Source organism: Pseudomonas sp. CFBP 8771, assembly GCF_014841695.1.
Lineage (GTDB): Bacteria > Pseudomonadota > Gammaproteobacteria > Pseudomonadales > Pseudomonadaceae > Aquipseudomonas > Aquipseudomonas baltica.
In genome coordinates this window covers 237,102-258,355 of sequence record NZ_JACYUJ010000007.1, presented here as the reverse complement: position 1 = coordinate 258,355, position 21,254 = coordinate 237,102, and the positions used below count along the sequence as shown (strand labels likewise).

General features: G+C 65.3%; 16 protein-coding genes. 13 read left to right on the top strand and 3 right to left on the bottom strand.

All coding sequences use genetic code 11. The features are described 5' to 3' along the window. Positions 1-41: 41 nt before the first annotated feature. The gene (earP, locus tag IFT80_RS17720; RefSeq protein ID WP_192137979.1) at positions 42-1,184 is read left to right on the top strand and encodes an elongation factor P maturation arginine rhamnosyltransferase EarP; all 1,143 of its coding nucleotides are present in this window, start codon (positions 42-44) and stop codon (positions 1,182-1,184) included. A gap of 49 nt (positions 1,185-1,233) precedes the next feature. Then, complete coding sequence (locus IFT80_RS17715) at positions 1,234-1,803, top strand: elongation factor P (RefSeq protein ID WP_049858924.1); 570 nt, start codon at positions 1,234-1,236, stop codon at positions 1,801-1,803. Between the two features lie 184 nt (positions 1,804-1,987). Here IFT80_RS17715 and IFT80_RS17710 read toward each other — a convergent pair whose 3' ends face one another. Next, positions 1,988-3,727, bottom strand: a complete 1,740-nt coding sequence (locus IFT80_RS17710) for an IlvD/Edd family dehydratase (protein WP_192137978.1) — start codon at positions 3,725-3,727, stop codon at positions 1,988-1,990. Between the two features lie 206 nt (positions 3,728-3,933). Between IFT80_RS17710 and IFT80_RS17705 the strand changes: the two genes are divergently transcribed. The 4 genes from IFT80_RS17705 to IFT80_RS17690 all read left to right on the top strand — a co-directional run bounded on the left by IFT80_RS17705 (position 3,934) and on the right by IFT80_RS17690 (position 7,865). Beyond that, complete coding sequence (locus tag IFT80_RS17705) at positions 3,934-5,244, top strand: MFS transporter (RefSeq protein ID WP_192058081.1); 1,311 nt, start codon at positions 3,934-3,936, stop codon at positions 5,242-5,244. Between the two features lie 21 nt (positions 5,245-5,265). After that, the gene (gene araD1 / locus IFT80_RS17700) at positions 5,266-6,255 is read left to right on the top strand and encodes an AraD1 family protein (protein ID WP_192137977.1); all 990 of its coding nucleotides are present in this window, start codon (positions 5,266-5,268) and stop codon (positions 6,253-6,255) included. 73 nt (positions 6,256-6,328) lie between these two features. Next, entirely contained in the window at positions 6,329-6,604 is a 276-nt protein-coding gene (locus tag IFT80_RS17695; protein WP_192137976.1) for a DUF5629 family protein, read from the top strand. A gap of 103 nt (positions 6,605-6,707) precedes the next feature. After that, positions 6,708-7,865, top strand: a complete 1,158-nt coding sequence (locus tag IFT80_RS17690) for a lactonase family protein (protein WP_192137975.1) — start codon at positions 6,708-6,710, stop codon at positions 7,863-7,865. A gap of 57 nt (positions 7,866-7,922) precedes the next feature. Here the strand turns inward: IFT80_RS17690 and IFT80_RS17685 are convergent, their stop codons facing one another. Both IFT80_RS17685 and IFT80_RS17680 read right to left on the bottom strand, forming a co-directional pair. Then, positions 7,923-11,555 carry an AAA family ATPase gene (locus IFT80_RS17685; protein ID WP_192137974.1) on the bottom strand — a complete coding sequence of 1,211 codons (3,633 nt, stop codon included), beginning with the start codon at positions 11,553-11,555 and terminating at the stop codon, positions 7,923-7,925. Then, positions 11,552-12,793 (bottom strand): exonuclease SbcCD subunit D C-terminal domain-containing protein, encoded by a 1,242-nt coding sequence (locus IFT80_RS17680; RefSeq protein ID WP_192137973.1) that lies wholly within the window; start codon positions 12,791-12,793, stop codon positions 11,552-11,554. The genes IFT80_RS17685 and IFT80_RS17680 overlap by 4 nt, the downstream gene beginning before the upstream one ends. Positions 12,794-12,991: 198 nt before the next feature. Between IFT80_RS17680 and IFT80_RS17675 the strand changes: the two genes are divergently transcribed. From IFT80_RS17675 to IFT80_RS17645, 7 genes are all read left to right on the top strand, one after another. Continuing rightward, positions 12,992-13,081, top strand: coding sequence for a potassium-transporting ATPase subunit F (locus tag IFT80_RS17675; protein ID WP_082223535.1), 90 nt, complete (start codon positions 12,992-12,994; stop codon positions 13,079-13,081). Between the two features lie 6 nt (positions 13,082-13,087). After that, a complete protein-coding gene (gene kdpA, locus IFT80_RS17670) occupies positions 13,088-14,782 on the top strand; it encodes a potassium-transporting ATPase subunit KdpA (protein WP_192137972.1) in 1,695 nt (564 codons plus the stop codon). Between the two features lie 10 nt (positions 14,783-14,792). Continuing rightward, positions 14,793-16,847 carry a potassium-transporting ATPase subunit KdpB gene (gene kdpB, locus IFT80_RS17665; protein ID WP_192137971.1) on the top strand — a complete coding sequence of 685 codons (2,055 nt, stop codon included), beginning with the start codon at positions 14,793-14,795 and terminating at the stop codon, positions 16,845-16,847. 16 nt (positions 16,848-16,863) lie between these two features. Then, complete coding sequence (gene kdpC, locus IFT80_RS17660) at positions 16,864-17,424, top strand: potassium-transporting ATPase subunit KdpC (RefSeq protein ID WP_192137970.1); 561 nt, start codon at positions 16,864-16,866, stop codon at positions 17,422-17,424. A gap of 15 nt (positions 17,425-17,439) precedes the next feature. Beyond that, the gene (locus tag IFT80_RS17655) at positions 17,440-20,076 is read left to right on the top strand and encodes a sensor histidine kinase (RefSeq protein ID WP_192058096.1); all 2,637 of its coding nucleotides are present in this window, start codon (positions 17,440-17,442) and stop codon (positions 20,074-20,076) included. Positions 20,077-20,078: 2 nt separating this feature from the next. Next, on the top strand, positions 20,079-20,801 hold the full coding sequence (locus tag IFT80_RS17650; RefSeq protein WP_192053124.1) for a response regulator: 723 nt from the start codon (positions 20,079-20,081) through the stop codon (positions 20,799-20,801). Positions 20,802-20,917: 116 nt separating this feature from the next. After that, entirely contained in the window at positions 20,918-21,196 is a 279-nt protein-coding gene (locus tag IFT80_RS17645) for a hypothetical protein (protein ID WP_122476107.1), read from the top strand. Positions 21,197-21,254: the final 58 nt, after the last annotated feature.

The following is a 21,254-nucleotide window of genomic DNA, read 5'->3' as shown; positions in this document are numbered from 1 at the left end:
CAATAGCCGGCTTTGTGTAAACGTTTGCGTTGGAGTCAGCCATGAAGGCCACCTGGGACATTTTCTGCACGGTCGTGGACAACTACGGCGACATCGGCATCACCTGGCGCCTGGCCCGCCAACTGCAGGTCGAACACGGTATGCAGGTGCGCCTGTGGGTCGACGACTTGGTGCCATTCGCCCGTCTGTGGCCTGCCGCCAGCGCCGAACAGCCGCAGCAGTGGCACGACGGCGTGGAAGTCCGCCATTGGCGCGGCGAATGGCAGGCCACCGAGGTTGCCGATGTGGTGGTAGGTGCCTTCGCCTGCAAGCTGCCTCCTGAATACGTCGACGCCATGGCAGCGCGCAGCCGGTCCCCGTTGTGGTTGAACCTTGATTACCTCAGCGCCGAAACCTGGGTCGATGGCTGCCATGGCCTGCCGTCGCCGCAGCCGGGTGGGCTGCGCAAGTTCTTCTTCTTTCCCGGCTTCACCACCGGTACCGGCGGTTTGCTGCGCGAAGCCTGCCTGGTCGAGCACCGCAAGGCCTTCGAAGCCGATCCCGCAGCACGGCAGACGTTTCTGGCCGGGCTGGGCGTCGAGCCCCAGCCCGATGCCCGCCTGTTGTCGTTGTTCGCCTATGAGCACAGCGGGCTGGGGTCGTGGCTGGATGCCCTGGCCGATGACACGCGCAGCAACCACCTGCTGGTCCCCGAAGGCCGAGTGCTGGCCGACGTGCGCCAATGGTTGGGCGAGGCATCGCTGGACGTCGGCAGCCAGGTACAACGGGGCAGCCTGAAGGTGCAGGTGCTGCCGTTCGTCCGTCAGAGCGAGTACGACCGGCTGCTGTGGTGCTGCGACTTCAATGCCGTGCGCGGTGAGGACTCGTTCGTTCGCGCCCAGTGGGCGGCCGCACCGATGGTCTGGCATATCTACGTCCAGGAGGAATACGCGCACTGGGAAAAACTCGAGGCGTTTCTCGATCGCTACGGCCAGGGCCTCTCGCCCGCAGCCTACGCCGCGTTGCGCGGGCTGTGGCGGGCCTGGAACCAGAGCGTGGAGGGCGCCGACATCGGCCCGGCATGGCGCGAGGCCATTCGGCACTGGCCGGAACTGGTCGCGCACGCGCGGCAATGGTGCGCCACACAGGCCGCTCAGCCTGATCTTGCAACGACGCTGGTGCAGTTTTACCGAAATTGGCTATGATACGCGGCCTAGATTTTTGTAAATCACCATCCAAATTCGGATATTCGTAATGAAAACTGGTAAAGAACTGAAACCCGGTACCGTGATCCGTATCGACAACGACCCTTGGTTGGTTCAGAAAGCTGAATTCACCAAGTCGGGCCGTAACAGCGCGATCATGAAGACCAAGCTGAAGAACCTGCTGACCGGCTACAAGACCGAAACCGTCTACAGTGCCGACGACAAGCTGGACGACGTGATCCTGGACCGCAAGGAAGCGACCCTGTCGTTCATCAGCGGTGACAGCTACACGTTCATGGATACCACCGACTACACCATGTACGAACTGAACGCCGAAGACATCGAGGCCGTTCTGCCGTTCGTCGAAGAAGGCATGACCGACGTCTGCGAAGCCGTGTTCTTCGAAGAGCGTCTGGTCAGCGTCGAGCTGCCGACCACCATCGTGCGCCAGGTCGACTACACCGAAGGTTCCGCTCGCGGCGACACTTCGGGCAAGGTGATGAAGCCTGCCAAACTGAAGAACGGTACCGAGCTGAGCGTTGCGGACTTCATCGAGATCGGCGACATGATCGAGATCGACACCCGTGAAGGCGGTTCGTACAAAGGTCGCGCCAAGTAAGCTTCCAGCCTGCTTGACTGCGATGCAAAAACCCGACCTTGAGTCGGGTTTTTTTATGCCCAATCACCGCCTATTCCGTAGGAGCGGTCATCGGCCGCGAAAAATTCACCACGGTATACCTGTCACACCGCGGTGCTCTTTTCGCGGCCACTGGCCGCTCCTACAGGCCGGCGGGGCGGGGGGGTCAATGCGAATGCCGCGGCACCTCGGACCCCCTGCAGCCGACCAGGAAATCGAAATCACAGCCCTGGTCTGCCTGCATCACGTGGTCGATGTACAGTTGCCGATAGCCGCCCACCAGCAACGATTGCGCCGGTGCCTGCCAGTCGGCCAGGCGGGCCTGCAGCTCGCTGTCGGAGATGTCCAGGTGCAACCGCCCGCTGGCGCAGTCCAGCTCGATGAAATCACCCTCGCGAACCACTGCCAGTGGGCCCCCGGCGGCCGCTTCCGGCGCCACGTGCAGCACCACCGTGCCGTAGGCCGTGCCGCTCATGCGCGCATCCGAAATGCGCACCATATCGGTCACTCCCTGTGCCAGCAGCTTGGCCGGCAGGCCCATGTTGCCGACCTCGGCCATGCCTGGATAACCCTTGGGTCCACAGTTCTTCATGACCAGGATGGAGCTGGCGTCCACGTCCAGGTCCGGATCGTTGATGCGAGCCTTGTACATGTCGAAGTTTTCGAACACCACTGCGCGGCCGCGATGGGTCATCAGCGCCGGGGTCGCGGCCGAAGGCTTGAGCACTGCCCCCAGCGGCGCCAGGTTACCGCGTAGCACGCAGATTCCGCCGTCGGCCACCAATGGGTTGTCGATAGCGCGGATCACCTCGTCCTCGCCATAGATCGGCGAATGCTGCACGTTCTGCCACAGTGACTGACCGTTGACCGTCAAGGCGTCTGGATGAGGAATCAGGCCGTTTTCACCCAGGCGTCGCAGCACGGCTGGCAGGCCGCCGGCATAGTAGAACTCTTCCATCAGGAAGCGTCCGGAGGGCTGCAGGTCCACCAGGGTCGGCGTGCCACGGCCGATCCGGGTCCAGTCGTCGAGCTCCAGCTCGACGCCGATACGCCCGGCAATCGCCTTGAGATGGATCACCGCATTGGTCGATCCGCCAATGGCCGCATTCACCCGGATGGCGTTCTCGAACGCCTCTTTAGTCAGGATCTTGGACAGACGCAAGTCTTCGCGGACCATCGCCACCGCCCGCATGCCGGACATGTGCGCCAGCACGTAGCGGCGCGAATCCACCGCCGGAATGGCCGCATTGTGCGGCAGCGAGGTGCCCAGTGCCTCGGCCATGCAGGCCATGGTGGAGGCCGTGCCCATGGTATTGCAGGTACCGGCCGAGCGCGACATGCCGGCTTCGGCGGAGAGAAATTCGTCCAGGCTGATCTGGCCGGCCTTGTACGACTCATGCATCTGCCAGACGATGGTGCCAGCACCGATGTCCTTGCCCTTGTGCTTGCCGTTGAGCATCGGCCCGCCCGTGACCACGATGGCCGGTACGTCGCAGCTCGCCGCGCCCATCAGCAGGGCAGGGGTGGTCTTGTCGCAGCCGGTGAGCAGCACCACGCCGTCGATCGGGTTGCCGCGAATGGCTTCCTCTACGTCCATGCTCGCCAGGTTGCGGGTCAGCATCGCCGTGGGCCGCAGGTTGGACTCGCCATTGGAGAACACCGGGAATTCCACCGGAAAACCACCGGCTTCGATCACGCCCCGCTTGACGTGTTCGGCGATGGTACGGAAGTGGGCGTTGCACGGCGTCAGCTCGGACCAGGTGTTGCAGATGCCGATGATCGGCTTGCCGTTGAACTGGTGGTCGGCAATGCCTTGGTTCTTCATCCAGCTGCGGTACATGAAGCCGTTCTTGTCTGCCGTACCGAACCATTGGGCCGAGCGCAGGGGCGTTTTGTTATCAGGCATGGTGGCTCTCTTATTGTAAGACTTGTTTTTGTGTATGCCCTAAAAATAGGCCATTGAAACGACGATTGGAAGAGCTTGTGGAGTAAATAGTAATACTATAAAGTCGATTTCAATGAGGGCTGCAGGTTTCAGCGAGACACCGGCGAGTGTCCGTACAGCCGTCGCACGTCAACGACCATAAGAACAAGAAAGTGGAGATCGATCCCATGAGCCAGGAATTGGGGCTTATACGCCGCATCACCTTCAAATTGATTCCGTTCCTGATTCTGCTGTACCTGATCGCCTACGTGGATCGCTCCGCAGTGGGCTTCGCCAAGCTGCACATGGGCGCAGACGTGGGCATCGGCGATGCGGCCTACGGCCTGGGTGCCGGCTTGTTCTTCATCGGCTACTTCCTCCTGGAGATTCCCAGCAACCTGATGCTCGAACGCTTCGGCGCACGCCGCTGGTTCGCGCGCATCATGATCACCTGGGGCGCCATCACCATCGGCATGGCCTTCGTGCAGGGGCCGCACAGCTTCTATGTCATGCGCTTTCTGCTGGGCGCTGCCGAAGCGGGCTTCTTCCCCGGCGTGCTGTACTACATCACGCAGTGGTTTCCGGTCCGTCATCGCGGCAAGATCCTCGGCCTGTTCATCCTGTCCCAGCCCATCGCCATGATGATCACCGGGCCAGTGTCCGGTGCGCTGCTGGGCATGGACGGCGTACTGGGCCTGCATGGCTGGCAATGGCTGTTCATCGTCATCGGCACCCCGGCCATCCTCCTCACCTGGCCGGTGCTGCGCTGGCTGCCCGACGGCCCGCAGCAGGTCAAATGGATGAACCAGGAGGAAAAGAACTGGCTGGCCAGCGAACTCGAGAAGGACCTGCAGGCCTATGGGCAGACCCGGCATGGCAACCCGCTGCACGCGCTCAAGGATTTTCGCGTGTTGCTGCTGGCGCTGTTCTACCTGCCGGTCACCTTGAGCATCTATGGCCTGGGCCTGTGGTTGCCGACCCTGATCAAACAGTTCGGCGGCAGTGACCTGACCACCGGTTTCGTGTCGTCGGTGCCTTATGTATTCGGCATCGTCGGTCTGTTGCTCATCCCGCGCAGTTCCGATCGCCTCAACGACCGCTACGGTCACCTGGCCGTGCTGTACGTGCTGGGCGCAGTCGGCCTGTTCCTCAGCGCCTGGCTGAGTGTGCCGGCGGCGCAGCTGGCGGCTTTGTGCCTGGTAGCGTTCAGCCTGTTCTCCTGCACGGCGGTGTTCTGGACCCTGCCAGGCCGCTTCTTCGCCGGTGCCAGTGCGGCGGCGGGCATTGCCCTGATCAACTCGGTGGGCAACCTGGGCGGCTACATCGGGCCGTTCGTGATCGGCGCACTCAAGGAGTACACCGGCAACCTGGCCAGCGGCCTGTATTTTCTCAGCGGCGTGATGGTGTTCGGGCTACTGCTGACCGCAGTGGTCTACCAGCTCCTGGAGCGCCGCCACGTGCTGCCGGCCGATGCGTTCGCCGCCAGCGCCCGTACCTGAATTCAGCAAGAGGAAGCGATCATGCATCTGGTGCAATTCGAATTGAAAGACGGGCAACGTCGGGTGGGGTTGGTCGATGGCGACCGCGTGCACGAAGTGCGCGGCGCCCACAGTGTCCGCGAGCTGGCCATGAACGCCATTGCCGCAGGCTACGGCCTGGCCCAGGCGGTGGACGGGTGTGGCCTGGGTGAACAGCATGACTACGCGCAGCTGCTCGAACAGGGTCGCGTTCTCGCGCCTCTGGATCACCCCGACCCGGCCCATATGCTGGTGACCGGCACCGGCCTGACCCACCTGGGCAGCGCCGCCACCCGCGACAAGATGCACCAGCAAAGCGGTGACGCCGCCGTTACCGACAGCATGAAAGTGTTCCAGTGGGGCGTGGAGGGTGGCAAGCCTGCTGCAGGCCGGCCTGGCGTGCAGCCGGAGTGGTTCTACAAAGGCGATGGCAGCATTGTCGTGCGGCCCGGCCAGGCATTCCCGGTGCCGCCGTTTGCCGAGGACGCCGGCGAAGAGCCCGAGCTGGGTGGGCTGTACGTGATCGGCCCGGACCGACGGCCGTATCGCGTGGGGTTCGCCCTGGGCAATGAGTTCTCCGACCACGTGATGGAGCGCAAGAACTACCTTTACCTCGCCCATTCCAAGCTGCGCAGCTGCAGCTACGGGCCCGAGCTGCGCGTGGGTGAGCTGCCCGAGCACCTTGCCGGCACCAGCCGTATCCGCCGGGCTGGCGAGGTGATCTGGGAGAAGGAATTCCTCAGTGGCGAAGCGAACATGTGCCACAGCTTCGACAACCTCGAGTACCACCATTTCAAGTACGCGCAGTTTCTCAATCCTGGCGACGTGCATGTGCATTTCTTCGGCACCGCCACGCTGTCGTTCGCCGACGGCGTCGTCACCCAGCTGGGTGACCAGTTCGAAATCAGCCTGCCCGCCTTCGGCGCGCCTTTGGTGAACAGCGTCGGCCAGGCCGAGGCCGCTTTCGCACCGGGCAGCGTGGGCATCCTGTAGCGCGTACTGGCGAGCAGGCCAGAGGCGCGCATCGCGGTTATCATGGTCGGATATCACCCCCGGAGATCCGACCATGAGCCTGCCTATCGCGCTGCAAACCTGCGACATGCTGCTGATCGACACCCTGCACGCCTTCGATTTTTCCTTCGACGAGGAGCACACCCTGCACATCCAGTGCATGGACGGCCGCGAACTCAAGCGCTGGCAGTTCACCCTGCAAGAACAGCACGCCGCCCAGCCCGGCGCCGAACCGAACAGCTTCGTCATCAGCCAGGCCGGCGTGTCTCACCAACTGACGTGCCTCAGCGCGTTTTCGGCCCGCGACGAAGAAGATGAAACCCAGGCTTGAACGCGGCGGTCTCTAGAGTCCGATCCACGTTCGCTCCTGCTGCCGCTACAACACTCGGTGCCACGAAAAATCGGCCACTCACAACAGGCTCGGAGAGACCTTCATGAAGCGAGTTCTGCTATCTATGCTTGTCAACGGTTTGGTCCTGACCTCACTGCACGCCGGCGCAGCCGAAAAATACGACCTGCTGGTGGGCACCTATACCCAGGGCGCCAGCGAAGGCATCTACCGCTATGCCTTCGACAGCGCTACCGGCCAGATCGAGGCGCAGCCACGGCAGACATTCAAGAGTTCCAACCCGTCCTGGCTGACCTTGTCCCAGGACCAGCGGCGCCTGTTCGTGGTCAACGAAAACGGCCCCGGGCAGAAAGAGGTGGTCGGCAAGGTCAGCAGTTTCACAGTGGACGGCAACACCCACGAACTCAGCCAGGTCGGCCAGGTGGCCACCCGGGGCGATGAACCGACCCATTCCAGCCTGAGCCAGGACGGGCGCTACCTGTTCGTTTCCAACTATGCCGTGAACGCCAACCCAGGTGGCAGCCTGAGCGTGTTCAAGGTGGCCGAGAACGGCACGCTCAGCGAGGTGGTGCAACAGCTCAAGCACGTTGCCAGCCAGGTGAATCCCGAGCGTCAAGCCGGGCCGCATGTGCATTCGGTGGTATCGCTGCCCTCCGGCAACTACGTCTATGCCAGCGACCTGGGCGCCGACCGGGTGTACGTGTACCGCTACCAGCCCGAGTCTGCCGAGCGCCCACTGGTGCCGGCGCAACCGGCCTCGGTCCAGTTGCCGGACGGCAGTGGCCCGCGTCACCTGCTGTTCAATCGCGATGGCAAGCACGCCTACCTGACCCTGGAAATGAGCGGTCAACTGGCCATGTTCGACGTCAGGGACGGCAACCTGGTACGCCAGCAACTGCTCGAACTGGGCACGGCCGGCAAGCAAAGCGCCAGCGGCGCGTTGCACCTGTCAGCCGATGGCCGCTTTCTCTATGTGAGCAACCGCGGCACGGCGAATCAGATGCTGGTGTTCAGCGTTGCAGCCGGCAATGGCCAGCTCGAGGAAATCCAGCGTCGTGACGTGGACGGCGATCATCCGCGTGAATTCACCCTCGACCCTACCGGCCACTTCCTGTTGATCGCCAACCAGAAAAGCAACCAGATCACCGTGCTCAGGCGCGATGCGAGCACCGGCAAGCTGGGTGAGACGGTGCAGCGCTTCGCGCAGGATGCCCCCTCGGACGTGAAATTCCTGACCCGATGATGGTCGGCCGTTGACCCCCGGCTGCGCGGCAGTAGGCGCAACCGGGGGAACGCCGACTCAGCCTGTCACCTGCACGCTGCTCAAGCCGTTGCCCAGGCGCCGCACCTGAATCTGCACCGGAATGCGCTCGTGCATCTCCTGCACGTGGGAAATCACTGCTACCTTGCGTCCCTGCGCCTGCAGGCCGTCGAGGGCGTCCATGGCCAGCTGCAGCGACTCGGGGTCCAGGCTGCCGAAGCCTTCGTCGATGAACAGCGACTCGATGCGCAGTGTGCTCGAGGCCATCGACGCCAGGCCCAAAGCCAATGCCAGTGAAACCAGAAACGTTTCCCCGCCCGACAACGAATGCACCGAGCGCAGTTCGTCGCCCATTTCCGTGTCCAGCACCAGCAACCCGAGCATGCTGCCGCCGCGCTTGAGCCGGTAGCGCCGCACCAGTTGGCGCAGTTGCACGTTGGCGTGGTGCACCAGCAAATCGAGGTTGTAGGCCTGAGCAATCTTGCGGAAGCGATCGCCCTCGGCCGAGCCGATCAGCGCCGCCAGTCGCGCGCAGCGCTGGTAGAGCGCATCGGCCTCGGCAATCTGCGTCTGCAGGGCCTGGTTGGCACCGTGCCGGCGCTGGTCTTCGGTCTGCCGGGCGCGCAGTTCGGCGCAGTGATGTTCCTGCCGTTCGGCGTCCAGCAGCAGGGCGGCGTGTTGTGCGTCCAGTGCTTCGGCGCTGGCGATCGCGTCGAGCTCTGCGCGATGGGCCTGCTGGCGCTGTTCGCGTTCGTGCAAGCGGATGCGCGCCTGTTCCAAGGCCTTTTCCGTGGTTTGCAGGCGGCTGCGCAGCGCATCGACCTGGGGTTCATCGATGGCGAGCAGTGCCCGCAACCCATCGTCGTCCAGGTGCGGACGCTGCTCGCGCCAGGCGTGCAGGGCTTGCTGCACGTCGGCCAGGGCTCGCTGCAGTTGGGCCTGCTGCTGAGTGTCGGCCTCCAGGGCGCTGGCGGTCTGCACTGTCTGGGTTCGTAGATCCTGTTGCTGGCGGTCGACTTGCCGTTCCTGCTCGCGCGCCGTCTCGACCTGATCGTGCAAGGCCGTCTGCCAGGCAGAAGCCTGGGCATGCTCGCCCAGCAATTCGCGCAGCCGTGCTTCGCAGGTCTGCAGGTGCGTGGACAGTGCCGCGACCCGCTGGCGTTGCTGCTCGCAGTCGGTTCGGTGCCGCGCATGCTCGCTGCGGGCCTGCTCGATGCGGCGCGCGCGGGTGTCGAACTCGGCCTGTTCCTCGTCCCGTTGCTCGATCTGTGCCAGACGCTCGCCGATGCTCTGCTCCAGCGCCATGAACGTCTGTGCCGGTTGCTCGCGAAGGGCCTGCAGGCGAGCGGCGGGCAACTGGCTGGCCAACGCCTGCAGCTCTTCGTCGAGCCGTTGCTGGTCGGCGTCAACGTGGGCCTGATGCGCCTGCAGCGTCTGCCGCGCCTGCTGGCTGGTTTCCCCGGCTTGCGTCACGGCGCGCTGCAAGGTGGTTGCCTGCTGTTGCAAGGCCAGCAGGCTGTTCTGCTGCCGTTCATCCTCATCGATCAGGCGCGTGTGGCTGGCCACGGTGTCGCGCAGCCAGTCATCCGCCTGCTCGGCGTCGGCAAGGGCAGGGTAGAGCGGATGCCGGGCCAATTCGGCGCCATCCGGCTGGTCGAGCAATTGTTGCTCCTGCGCCTTGAGCTGCTTGTGCTGCTCGATCAGCGCGCCGACTTCGGTACGCAGCTCGATCAGGCGTTCGGACAGCGGCTTCAGCGCAGCGCGCGCGCGTTGCTCTTCATCGTCATCGTGGGCCGATAGCGCCTGCAACAGCGCCTCGGGAGCGTGATAGGGGTGTTCGACACTGCCGCAGACCGGGCAGGGCTGTTCGGGCTGCAACCGTTCGCGCAACTGTTCGACGCTTTCGCTGCGCGCCAGGCGCTGGCGTTCGAGCAGTTGCAGGGTCAACGTCAGGGCTTGCTCGGCCTGTTCGTGGGCCGCGCGGACCTCAAGCCCCTGCGCGGTCAGTTGCTCGCGCCGGGCCAGCAAGGTGGCCTGCTGCTGGCGTCCTTGTTCAAGACGTTCCTGGACAGCGTTGCGCCGCTGCCACAGCCGTTCCAGTTCCTGTACACCGCGCAGCGCCAGGCGTTGCTGTTGCAGACGTTGGGTCAGTTGCTGCAAGCGCTCAGGCAGCACCTCGACGCCGCACGGGGCATGCTGAAAGACGCGGGCAAGGTCCGTTTGATGCGCTTCCAGGCTCGTCTGTGTGGCGTGTGCCTGCGCCTGCAAGTCTGGCAGCTCGGTCTGACCCTGGCGCAGGCGACTGCTCAGCGTCACCACGTGCTGCAGGCGTGGCAGGTAGGCGTTCCAGGTGGTGGCCAGCGGTGCCAGCTCGGCGCTGCGTTCGAGCGAGTCGGCGACCTGCTGCAGGCGTTTGCCAGTCTCGGCCTGTTGCTGCTCCATGCCCAGCAACGCCTGCGCCAAGGACGAAAGCTGCCGCTCGGCTTCGGCCAGCGCCGGATTCAGGGGTTCGAGCTCGGCCTGCAATCGGCTCCGGTTCGACTGCTCGTCGAAGGCCTGCTGCAACCGGGGCTGCGCTTCGGCCTGTTGCGCCAACGCCTGTTGCAGCGTGCGCTCGGCCTGTTCGCGTTGCTCGTCCAGTTGCTGGCGCTGCAGCGCTTGCTGTTGCTGCCGCGAACGCGACAGCTCGATGCGTTCGGCCAGGGGCTGGAGTTGGGTGCGCACTTCCTGCTCGCGGCCGAACAGGTAGCGTTGCGGTGCCAGTTGTTCGAGCATGTGCAGTTGCAAACGCTGCTCGGCGCCTGCTTCCCACGCCTGGGACGCGTCTTCCACCTGCTGCCGGGCCGCCTGGCAGTCGTCGGTCAGGCGCTGGTCTTCGCGGTGCCACTGCTGCTGCCGTTCCACCTCCTTGAGGCGCGCTTGCTGCTGGCGCAGTTGCTCGCTGGCGCTCTGGAACTCCAGGTCCAGGGCCGTACGGGCCTCGACCGCCAGTGGCGCGATACCGGTGGCCTGGTCTTGCCAGTGCTTGAGCTGCTCGCGGGCGTCGCGGCTCTTTTCGAAGGCGCGCTTGCCCAGGCGGGTGTACAGCGCCGTGTCGGTAAGCTTTTCCAGCAGCTCGCTGCGCTCGTTGTCATCGGCCTTGAGAAAGGCACTGAACTCGCTCTGCGCCAACATCACCGCACGGGTGAACTGTTCGAAGTTGAGCCCCAGGCGAGCCTCGAGCAGTTGCTTGTATTCACCTTTCTGGCTGGCCAGTAGCTGGTCGTTGTCCAGGTCGCGCAGCGACTGCCGGCTGTTCTGCAACTTGCCGCCGGGTTTGTCCCGTGCGCGGTTGGCTTCCCAGCGCGCGCGATAGCGACGACCGTCGACGCCGAGGAAATCCACTTCCGCGTAGCCTGCCCCGGTACCACGACGCAGCAAGGTGCGCGGGTCGTAACTGCCGATCTCGCCATCGGCGTCCGGCACCTTGGCGCTCTGCGACGCGTTGCCCAGGCGCGGCACGGCGCCGAACAAGGCCAGGCACAGGGCATCGAGCAACGTGCTCTTGCCCGCGCCGGTGGGGCCAGTAATGGCGAACAGACCAGCACTGGCCAGTGGTTCGGCAGTGAAATCCAATTCGAACGGGCCGGCCAGCGAGGCCAGGTTCTTCAGGCGAATGGCCAGGATCTTCATGGGGTTTCGTCCTCCAACTGCACTTCCTGCAACAACCGAGCAAAGTCATCCAGGGTATGTTCGTCCACCTCGCTGCCATAACTGTCCAGCCAGGCGCGGCTGAACAGTTCGTGGGGGCTGAGCTGATCCAGTTCGATCAAGACGCCGACGTCTTCGTTGTCAGCGTTGGCGCGCCCGGCGTACTCGGCGGCGATCCGCACCAGACGCACGGCCTTGCCTTGCAGGGCGGTTTCGATGTGCTGGCGCAGGTCCGGTTGTGGCTCGTCGAGTACCACTCGCACTTCCAGCCAGGGATAGCCCAGGAGGTCGGCCAACAGGTCCACGTCCGGCAGTTGCTGTAACTGTTCGCGCACCTGCGGCAAGGGCGCCGGGCCGATGCGCAGCAGGTCGACGGCGCGTGGGATGAGGATCGGTTCCACACTCACCAGTTGCTCGCCAGCGCATTCGATCTCGAGGATCTGATGCGGGTATTCGATTTCGGAAAATGACAGCGGGATGGGTGAACCGCTGTAGCGAATGCGCGATTCGCCGTTGACCTTCTGCGGCTTGTGCAGATGGCCCAAGGCAACGTAGCTGATACTGGCATCGAACAGGCTGGCCGGCAGGGCCTCGGCGCTGCCGATCACCAGGCTGCGCTCGGACTCCATCGACACCGAACCGCCGGCCATGTGCGCATGGCTGATGGCAATCAGCGCCTGCCCCGGCGAGCGCCGGGCATTGGCGGCGGCAATCAGCATCTCGTGCACGCGGGCGATGCCTTGCAGGTAATCCTCGCCCAGGGCTGCGCCGGTCACTTCCGCAGGGCGCAGGAAGGGCAGGGCCAGGCACCACGCCTGTACCTCGCCCCTGGCATCGGGCAGCGGCAGCAACAGCCGCTCGCTGTCGAGGCGGCCATCCTCGAGCCACATCACCCGGCCCAGCGCGTGGGTACGCAGGCGGCGCATCAACGGCCCGGGCAGTTCGATGCGCGAACCCGAGTCATGGTTGCCGGCGATCATCACGATGGTCAGCTGCGGCTGCTGCTCGTGGGCGCTGACGATGAAGTTGTAAAGGCGCTCCTGCGCGCGCACGGGCGGATTGACCGTGTCGAAGATATCGCCTGCCACCAGCAGCACGTCGGGCTGGCGCTCGGCGAGCTGGCGCAACAACCAGCGCAGAAAGCTTGCGTGTTCGAAGTCGCGCTCCTGACCGTGCAGGCTTTGGCCGAGGTGCCAGTCGGAGGTGTGGAACAGGCGCATGAAGGCTCCAGGGGGCAGGGAAGGCCGCCATGATAGCCGTTCGGCCCCGGCGTTCCCATGCGCCGCGCTGGGCAGGATGTGACCCACCGATCTTTACGCGTTCTTTACGGCGACGCCGGGGTATCGATCTCGCGCCTTTACGCCCAAGCCTTGGAGAATGTCGACAAGCGGCGCCCGCCGTGCCTGGAGATATTGCTCATGTCTGTTCTGGACGGCCTGTTCCTGCTGCTGGCCATCGGCTTGTTCGTGTACCTGCTCGTCGCCCTCTTGCGCGCCAGTGGAGGCTAGTCGGTCATGCACAGTCACGATTTCGCACTGATAACGGCCTTCCTCGCCCTGGTGTTGCTGCCCGCGCCCTGGCTCGGACGTTTCTACTACAAAGTCATGGAAGGCCAGCGCACCTGGCTCAGCGTACCGCTGCAGCCAGTGGAAAGGCTTTGCTACCGGTTCGCCGGTATCGACCCGCAACAGCAGCAGAGTTGGCAGCGCTACGCCCTGGCTCTGCTCGCCTTCAATCTGGCCGGGTTCGGCGTGTTGTTCGCCCTGCTCATGCTGCAAGGCTACCTGCCGCTCAATCCCCAGCACCTGCCTGGCCAGGAGTGGACCCTGGCGTTCAACACCGCCGTCAGCTTCATGGCCAACACCAACTGGCAGGCCTACAGCGGCGAAACCTCGCTCAGCTACCTCAGCCAGATGGCCGGGCTGGGTGTGCAGAATTTCCTCAGCGCCGCAACCGGCCTGGCCGTGCTGGTAGCGCTGTGTCGCGGCATCAGCCGGCGCTCGGCCAGTACCCTTGGCAACTTCTGGGTCGATGTGACCCGCGCTACTTTGTATGGCCTGCTGCCGCTGGCGTTGCTGCTGGCCGTTTTCCTCCTATGGCAGGGCGTGCCGCAGACGTTCGCCCCGTACGTGGACGCGCTGACCCTGCAAGGCAACGCGCAGACCATCCCGCTCGGCCCGGCTGCAAGCCAGATCGCCATCAAGCAGTTGGGCACCAACGGCGGCGGATTCTTCGGGGTCAACTCGGCGCATCCGTTCGAGAATCCCACGGCGTGGAGCAATCTGTTCGAATTGGCAGCCATTCTGACTATCCCGGCCGCCCTGGTCTTCACCTTCGGCCATTACGTCAAGGACCTGCGCCAGAGCCGGGCGATTCTGGCCTGCATGCTGACCCTGTTGCTGCTGGGCATCGGCTTGTCGCTGTATGCCGAGCAGCAACCCAACCCGCTGCTGGCCAGCGCCATGGTCGAGCAGGCCGCTCCGCTGGAAGGTAAGGAAAGCCGCTTCGGCATCACCGCCAGTGTGCTCTGGTCGGTGACCACCACGGCCGCCTCGAACGGTTCGGTCAATGCCATGCACGACAGCCTCAATCCGCTCTCCGGGATGGTCGCTCTGGTCAACATGATGCTCGGCGAGGTGATTTTCGGCGGGGTTGGCGCCGGTCTCTACGGCATGCTGCTCAACGTGCTGCTGACCGTGTTCCTGGCCGGACTGATGATCGGTCGAACCCCCGAGTACCTGGGCAAGAAGCTGCAGGCACGCGAGGTCCGCTGGCTGGTGGCGAGCCTGCTGGTGATGCCGGTCGGCGTGCTGGTGCTCAGCGCCATCGCCGTCAGCCTGCCGGGGCCGGCGAGCGCCGTGAGCAATCCGGGGCCCCATGGCTTCACGCAGTTGCTGTATGCCTACACCTCGGCCAGCGCCAACAACGGTTCGGCCTTCGCCGGCCTGTCCGCCAACACCGCCTTTCACAACCTGATGCTGGGCCTGGGCATGCTGATCGGGCGCTTCGGCTACATCCTGCCGGTACTTGCCCTGGCCGGGGCGCTGGCCAGCAAGAACGCCAGTGCGCCCAGCGCCGACAGCTTCGCCACCCATGGCCTGCTGTTCATCACCCTGCTGACCGTGACCCTGCTGATAGTGGGCGGCCTGACTTTCCTGCCGGTGCTGGCCTTGGGGCCGATCGCCGAGCACTTGAACCTGCATTTCTGAGGCCTGGACAATGAACCGATCGACCGTTGCCGCTGCCAAGCAACCATCACCGCCCGCCGGGGCCACCCTGAGTGCCTTGTGGCGACCGGCGCTGCTGCAGGCCTTCGTCAAGCTCGACCCGCGGCGACTGCTGCGCAGCCCCGTGCTGTTGGTGGTGGAGTTGTGCGCTGTATTGACCACCGGCCTGTGCCTGCTGCCTGACCCAGCGGTGCCGGCCGCGGTCGCCGTACAGATCGCCGTGTGGCTGTGGTTTACCCTGCTGTTTGCCAATTTTGCCGAAGCCTTGGCCGAGGGCCGCGGCAGGGCGCGCGCCGACAGCCTGAAAGCGGGCAGCCAGGGCTTGCAGGCACGCCGACAGTGCGCCGACGGCAGTTTCGAAAACGTCGCCGCCACTGTGCTGCGCAAGGGCGATGTGGTGCGCGTCGAAGCCGGGCAGATGATTCCCGGCGACGGCGAGGTGCGCGAGGGCATCGCTGCGGTCAACGAGGCCGCCATCACGGGCGAATCGGCGCCGGTGATCCGCGAGTCGGGCGGCGATCGCTCGGCGGTCACCGGCAACACCCTGGTGGTGTCCGACTGGCTGCTGATCGAGATCAGCACCGACCCCGGCGAATCGACCCTGGACCGGATGATTGCGCTGGTGGAAGGTGCGAAGCGCCAGAAGACCCCCAACGAAGTGGCGCTGGATATCCTGCTCATCGGCCTGACCATGGTCTTCCTGCTGGTGGTGGTGACCCTGCAGCCCTTCGCCCGCTTCTCCGGGCACAGCTTGCCCCTGGTGTTCCTCCTGGCGCTGCTGGTGACGCTGATTCCGACCACCATCGCCGGCCTGCTGTCGGCCATCGGCATCGCCGGCATGGACCGCCTAGTGAGGCTCAACGTCGTGGCCAAGTCCGGGCGCGCGGTGGAAGCGGCCGGCGACGTCCATGTGCTGCTGCTCGACAAGACCGGCACCATCACCTTCGGCAACCGCCGGTGCAGCGCTTTGTATGCCGCCCCCGGCGTCGGCGATGCGCAAATGGCCGAAGGCGCGCTGTTGGCGTCGCTGGGCGACGAGACGGCGGAAGGGCGGTCGGTGGTCGAGTTCATCCGTCCGTCGTTCAGCGTCGACGAGCCGCCCGCCGAGCGCTGGCAGTCGGTGCCGTTCAGCGCGCAGACGCGCCTGTCCGGCGTCGACCTCGACCAGCAGTGCTACCGCAAGGGCGCAGTCGACTCGCTGCTGGCCTACATCGGCCAGTCCAGGGCGCAGCTTCCGGCCGCACTGGCCGACCATATCGAGCGCATCGCGCAAAGTGGCGGCACGCCGCTGCTGGTGTGCCGAGACAAGCAATTGCTGGGGGCGATCCACTTGAAGGATGTGGTCAAGCCGGGCATTCGCGAGCGCTTCGAGCAATTGCGCAAGCTGGGCATCCGCACCGTCATGGTGACCGGCGACAACCCGCTCACCGCGGCGGCCATCGCCGCCGAAGCCGGCGTCGACGATGTGCTGGCCGAGGCCACGCCGCAGAAGAAGCTGGCGCGCATTCGCCAGGAACAGGCCGATGGGCGGCTGGTGGCGATGTGTGGCGATGGCGCCAACGACGCACCGGCGCTGGCCCAGGCCGACGTCGGCGTGGCAATGAATGACGGTACCCAGGCTGCACGCGAGGCGGCCAACATGGTCGACCTGGACAGCGACCCGACCAAGTTGCTGGACATCGTGCGCATCGGCAAGGAACTGCTGGTCACCCGCGGCGCGCTGACCACCTTTTCCATCGCCAACGACGTCGCCAAGTATTTCGCCATCCTGCCGGCACTCTTTGCCGCGGTGTATCCGTCCCTGGGCGTGCTCAACGTGATGAACCTGGCCAGCCCGCAAAGCGCGATCCTTTCGGCCATCGTCTTCAACGCCCTGATCATCATCGTGTTGATTCCCCTGGCCCTGCGCGGTGTGCGGGTGCAGGCCAACAGTGCTGCGCAGTTGTTGCGGCGCAACGTGCTGATCTATGGCCTGGGTGGCCTGGTAGTGCCCTTCATCGGCATCAAGGCCATTGACCTCGTCCTCACTGCATTGCATCTGGTCTGACCCTGGAGCTTGAAAGATGAACAGTTTGTTGCGTCCGGCCTTGAGCCTGATTCTGTCGATGACCCTGCTCACTGGCGCGGCCTATCCGCTGTTGGTATGGGCCGTGGGCCAGTGGGTGTTTTCCGCTCAGGCCAACGGTAGCCTGGTGCGCGATGCGCAGGGCGAGGTGCGCGGTTCCGCTTTGCTCGCCCAGGCCTTTACCGATGAGCGTTGGTTTCATTCACGGCCTTCGGCGGCGGACTACGCCACACTGGCCAGCGGTGCGAGCAACCTGGCGCCGAGCAATCCTGCACTGCGAAGCCGTGTGCTGGCGCAGGCCGATGAACAGTTCGATGCGCAGCAAGGTCCGGTTCCGCTGGCGCTTTTGACCACCTCGGCCAGCGGCCTGGACCCTCATCTGCCACCGGCGGCGGTGAACTACCAGGTGCCACGGGTGGCGCGCGAGCGCGGCCTGGCCGAGTCGACCCTGCGCGCGTTGGTGCAGGCACATACCGAATCTCCCCTCATCGGGCCGGCCGTGGTCAACGTACTGGCTTTGAACCAGGCGCTGGATCGGCTACCGTCGCAGTCCCGATGATGACGAGCCTGCGCCATGAGTGATTCCGGCCGCGCCGATGCCTTGCTGGCCGCCTTGCCCAGCGCTGGGCGTGGGCGTTTGAAAGTGTTCCTGGGGGCCGCCCCCGGCGTCGGCAAGACCTACGCCATGCTGCAGGCCGCCCATGCCCGTCAGCGTCAGGGCATCACCGTACTGGCCGCGGTGGTACAGACCCACGGTCGTGCAGAAACCGAAGCGCTGCTGGTCGGCCTGCCTCAGCAGGCGCTGCTGCGTTGCCAGTACCGCGACGTGATGCTGGAGGAAATGGACCTGGACGCGGTGCTCGCTGCCCGCCCGGCCCTGGTGCTGGTCGACGAACTGGCGCACAGCAATGCCCCCGGCAGCCGCCACGCCAAGCGCTGGCAGGACGTGCAGGAGCTGCTCGCCGCCGGTATCGACGTCTACACCACGGTCAACGTGCAACACCTGGAAAGCCTGAACGACCAGGTCCAGACCATCACCGGCGTGCAGGTGCGAGAAACCCTGCCCGATTGGGTGGTGCAGGAAGCCGACGATCTGCTGCTGATCGACCTGCCGCCGCGCGAGCTGCTCGAACGCCTGCGCGAGGGCAAGGTATACGTGCCCGAGCAGGCGCGGGCGGCCATCGACGCGTTCTTCACCCAGACCAATCTCAGCGCCCTGCGCGAGCTGGCCATGCAAACAGCGGCGGCCCAGGTCGACGACGATCTGCACGAAGGTTATCGCAGCCTCGGCCAGCAGGCTCCCAGCGTCCGGGGACGGCTGCTGGTGGGCATTGCCGGCGACGAGCAGGCCGAGCGCCTGGTGCGCCACGCCAGCCGCGTCGCGCGTCGCCGCCATCTGCCCTGGTCGGTGGTCCATGTGGACAACGGCGCGCTGCTCGACGAAGCGGCGCGCCAGCGCCTGCAGCTGGCCCAGCAGATGGCCGAGCGCCTGGGCGGCGAGGTGGTGGAGCTGCGCGATGCGGAAGTGGCCAGGACCTTGCTGCAGCATGCCGCCGACCGCCGCGCCAATCTGGTGCTGGTCGGCCAGTCACGTCGACGCCGCTTCGGCGCGGGCCTGGCCGAGCGCTTGCTGCGCCAGCCCAGCGGCATCGAGATCAACGTACTGGCGCGCACTCAAGAACATGCGCCGCAACCACGGCGTGCACGGCCTGTTGGACGCTGGCGCGAATATGCCCTGGCGCTGACCGCCACGCTGCTGGCCAGCGGACTGGCCTGGGCGGTGGCGCAGGTGTTGGACCTGCCCAATATCTCTCTGGTATTTCTCGCCGCAGTGCTGCTGGTGGCGGTACGCAGCAGCCCGGGGCCGGCGCTGAGCTGCGCGGCGCTGTCGTTCCTGGCGTACGACTTTCTGTTCATTCCGCCCAACTTCTCCCTGAGCATCCAGCGTCAGGAAGACGTCTTGACCCTGCTGTTCTTTCTGTTGATGGCGGCGCTCACGGGCAATCTGGCGGCCCGCCAGCGTCAGCAGCTCAGTGCCCTGCGCGAAACCCAGGCACACACCGCGCAACTGCTGGAACTGTCCCGGCTGCTGGCGGCGGCGACCGACCGCCAGGCGGTGTTCAGCGCGGCCGCGCAGCACTTGCACGGTTGGCCTGGGCTGGACATCTGTCTGCTCGAGCGCGGCGAGCAGGGCTGGAAGGTGGCCCACAGCAGCACAGCGCAGTTCTCGACCACCGAACTGGCCGCCGCGCAGTGGGCCGGCAACCATGCCCAGCCTGCTGGGCTGGGCACGGCGACGTTGCCCGCCGGGCGCTGGTGGTGGTTGCCGCTGACCCTGGAAGGGCAGGTGCTGGCGCTGCTGGCGGTGAGCGAACGACAGCCTGGGCGGCTCGACGGCCATGGTCGACGCTTGCTCGAGGCCCTGGTGCAGCCGGTGGCCCAGGCCCTGGCGCGGGCCAACCTGGCCCAGGATCTGGAGGCGGCCCGCCTGCACGGTGAAACCGAACAGTTGCGCAGTGCCTTGCTGGCCTCGGTGTCCCATGACTTGCGCACACCGCTGACGGCCATGCGCGGCAGTATCGACAGCCTGCTGGCCCTGGGCACGGCGCTGGCGCCGGACGATCGCCAGGCCTTGCTCGAAGTCACCCGTGACGAAGCCGAGCGCCTGGACCGCTACATTCAGAACCTGCTGGACATGACGCGCCTGGGCCACGGCGCCCTCAAGCTGGCTCGCGACTGGGTGGCAGCCGGCGATATCGTCGCCAGCGCCGTGGCGCGATTGCGCGCACCCCTGGCGCCGTTGCAGGTCCAGGTGCAGGTGCCTGCGCAACTGCCCCTGCTGCATGTGCATGCGGCGCTGATCGAGCAGGCCTTGGTCAATGTGCTGGAGAATGCCGCTCGGTTCTCGCCGCTGGGCGGGCGCCTGCAGGTGTCGGCCAGCGTGCGCGACGACAGCCTGGTGCTGGCGGTCAGCGACGAGGGCCCCGGCATTCCCGAAGCCGAGCGGGCGAAGATATTCGACATGTTCTACACCGCGGCCCGGGGTGATCGGGGCGGGCAGGGCACGGGGCTGGGCCTGGCGATCTGTCAGGGCATGGTTGGCGCCCATGGCGGTCGTGTCGAAGTGACCAGCGGCATCGATGGCCAAGGCACCTGCATCGCCTTATGCTTGCCACTGCGCGCTCAACCGGGCGCAGACCCGGACACCTGAGCATGAACCTTTCCAGCACCTCTGGGGCCAGCAACGCCCTGGCCAACACGCTTCTGGTCATCGACGACGAGCCGCAGATTCGCAAGTTCCTGCGCATCAGCCTGGCATCACAGGGCTACAAGGTGATCGAAGCGGGCACTGGCGCCGAGGGCCTGAGCCAGGCCGCGCTGATGCGCCCCGACCTGGTGGTGCTGGACCTCGGTCTGCCGGACATGGACGGCCAGCAGGTGCTCGAGCAATTGCGCCAGTGGAGTGCCGTGCCGGTACTGGTGCTTTCGGTCCGCGCCAGCGAGGCGCAGAAGGTCCAGGCCCTGGACGGTGGCGCCAACGACTACGTGACCAAGCCCTTCGGCATTCAGGAGTTCCTCGCCAGAGTCCGTGCGCTGTTGCGTCAGTCCAGCGGCAGCGAAACCTTGGAGTCTGCCTTGCAATTGGGGCCTCTGCAGGTCGACCTGGCGTTGCGCCGAGTCATCCTCAACGACGCGCCGGTGGCCCTGACCCGCAAGGAATATGCAGTGCTGGCACAACTGGCGCGCCATCCAGGGCGCGTCATCACCCAGCAGCAGCTGCTCAAGGATATCTGGGGCCCCACCCATGTCGACGACACCCACTACCTGCGCATCGTCGTCGGCCACCTGCGCCAGAAGCTGGACGACGACCCAGCCGCGCCGCGCTTCATCGTCACCGAGCCGGGCGTAGGCTACCGACTGGCAAGCCCGGACTGACTTGCGCGCCGTTGTACCTGCCCACAATGGCAAGCCATGGACCTGGCAATGGCACTTTTTAGATGGCATACCGTCTGACCCAGCATTACCCTGATGTTTTTCCCGAGGTGTCATCGATGAAAGCCTGGATCTGTGTGCCACTGGTGGCACTGGCCTTGAGTGGTTGTGCTGGCAAGACCGCCTACCGCGACAGCTGCGCCACCCAGCTCGATGGTGCGTGGCATGAACTCGATCTGGCCAAAGCCGAGGGCCTGGCCGGAACCGTCAGCTATTCCAAGGCCCTGTCCCTGCTCACCGGGGCCAAGACCCAGCAACAGTTCGAAGCCTTCGAAGGCTGCACCAGCAAGGCCGAGAAGGCGCGGTTCTACATTCGCGAGTCACGCGCCGGACGTTGAAGCACGGTAGTCGCCCGAGGTCGCCGCAAGGCGCCGGGCGCGTTCTGCAGACGTAGTA

What these genes read in the sequence shown, in the direction of transcription:
- earP (WP_192137979.1), top strand. Translation starts at nt 42, where the DNA reads ATGAAGGCCACCTGGGACATTTTCTGCACGGTCGTGGACAACTACGGC.
- IFT80_RS17715 (WP_049858924.1), top strand. Translation starts at nt 1,234, where the DNA reads ATGAAAACTGGTAAAGAACTGAAACCCGGTACCGTGATCCGTATCGAC.
- IFT80_RS17710 (WP_192137978.1), bottom strand. Translation starts at nt 3,727, where the DNA reads ATGCCTGATAACAAAACGCCCCTGCGCTCGGCCCAATGGTTCGGTACG.
- IFT80_RS17705 (WP_192058081.1), top strand. Translation starts at nt 3,934, where the DNA reads ATGAGCCAGGAATTGGGGCTTATACGCCGCATCACCTTCAAATTGATT.
- araD1 (WP_192137977.1), top strand. Translation starts at nt 5,266, where the DNA reads ATGCATCTGGTGCAATTCGAATTGAAAGACGGGCAACGTCGGGTGGGG.
- IFT80_RS17695 (WP_192137976.1), top strand. Translation starts at nt 6,329, where the DNA reads ATGAGCCTGCCTATCGCGCTGCAAACCTGCGACATGCTGCTGATCGAC.
- IFT80_RS17690 (WP_192137975.1), top strand. Translation starts at nt 6,708, where the DNA reads ATGAAGCGAGTTCTGCTATCTATGCTTGTCAACGGTTTGGTCCTGACC.
- IFT80_RS17685 (WP_192137974.1), bottom strand. Translation starts at nt 11,555, where the DNA reads ATGAAGATCCTGGCCATTCGCCTGAAGAACCTGGCCTCGCTGGCCGGC.
- IFT80_RS17680 (WP_192137973.1), bottom strand. Translation starts at nt 12,793, where the DNA reads ATGCGCCTGTTCCACACCTCCGACTGGCACCTCGGCCAAAGCCTGCAC.
- IFT80_RS17675 (WP_082223535.1), top strand. Translation starts at nt 12,992, where the DNA reads ATGTCTGTTCTGGACGGCCTGTTCCTGCTGCTGGCCATCGGCTTGTTC.
- kdpA (WP_192137972.1), top strand. Translation starts at nt 13,088, where the DNA reads ATGCACAGTCACGATTTCGCACTGATAACGGCCTTCCTCGCCCTGGTG.
- kdpB (WP_192137971.1), top strand. Translation starts at nt 14,793, where the DNA reads ATGAACCGATCGACCGTTGCCGCTGCCAAGCAACCATCACCGCCCGCC.
- kdpC (WP_192137970.1), top strand. Translation starts at nt 16,864, where the DNA reads ATGAACAGTTTGTTGCGTCCGGCCTTGAGCCTGATTCTGTCGATGACC.
- IFT80_RS17655 (WP_192058096.1), top strand. Translation starts at nt 17,440, where the DNA reads ATGAGTGATTCCGGCCGCGCCGATGCCTTGCTGGCCGCCTTGCCCAGC.
- IFT80_RS17650 (WP_192053124.1), top strand. Translation starts at nt 20,079, where the DNA reads ATGAACCTTTCCAGCACCTCTGGGGCCAGCAACGCCCTGGCCAACACG.
- IFT80_RS17645 (WP_122476107.1), top strand. Translation starts at nt 20,918, where the DNA reads ATGAAAGCCTGGATCTGTGTGCCACTGGTGGCACTGGCCTTGAGTGGT.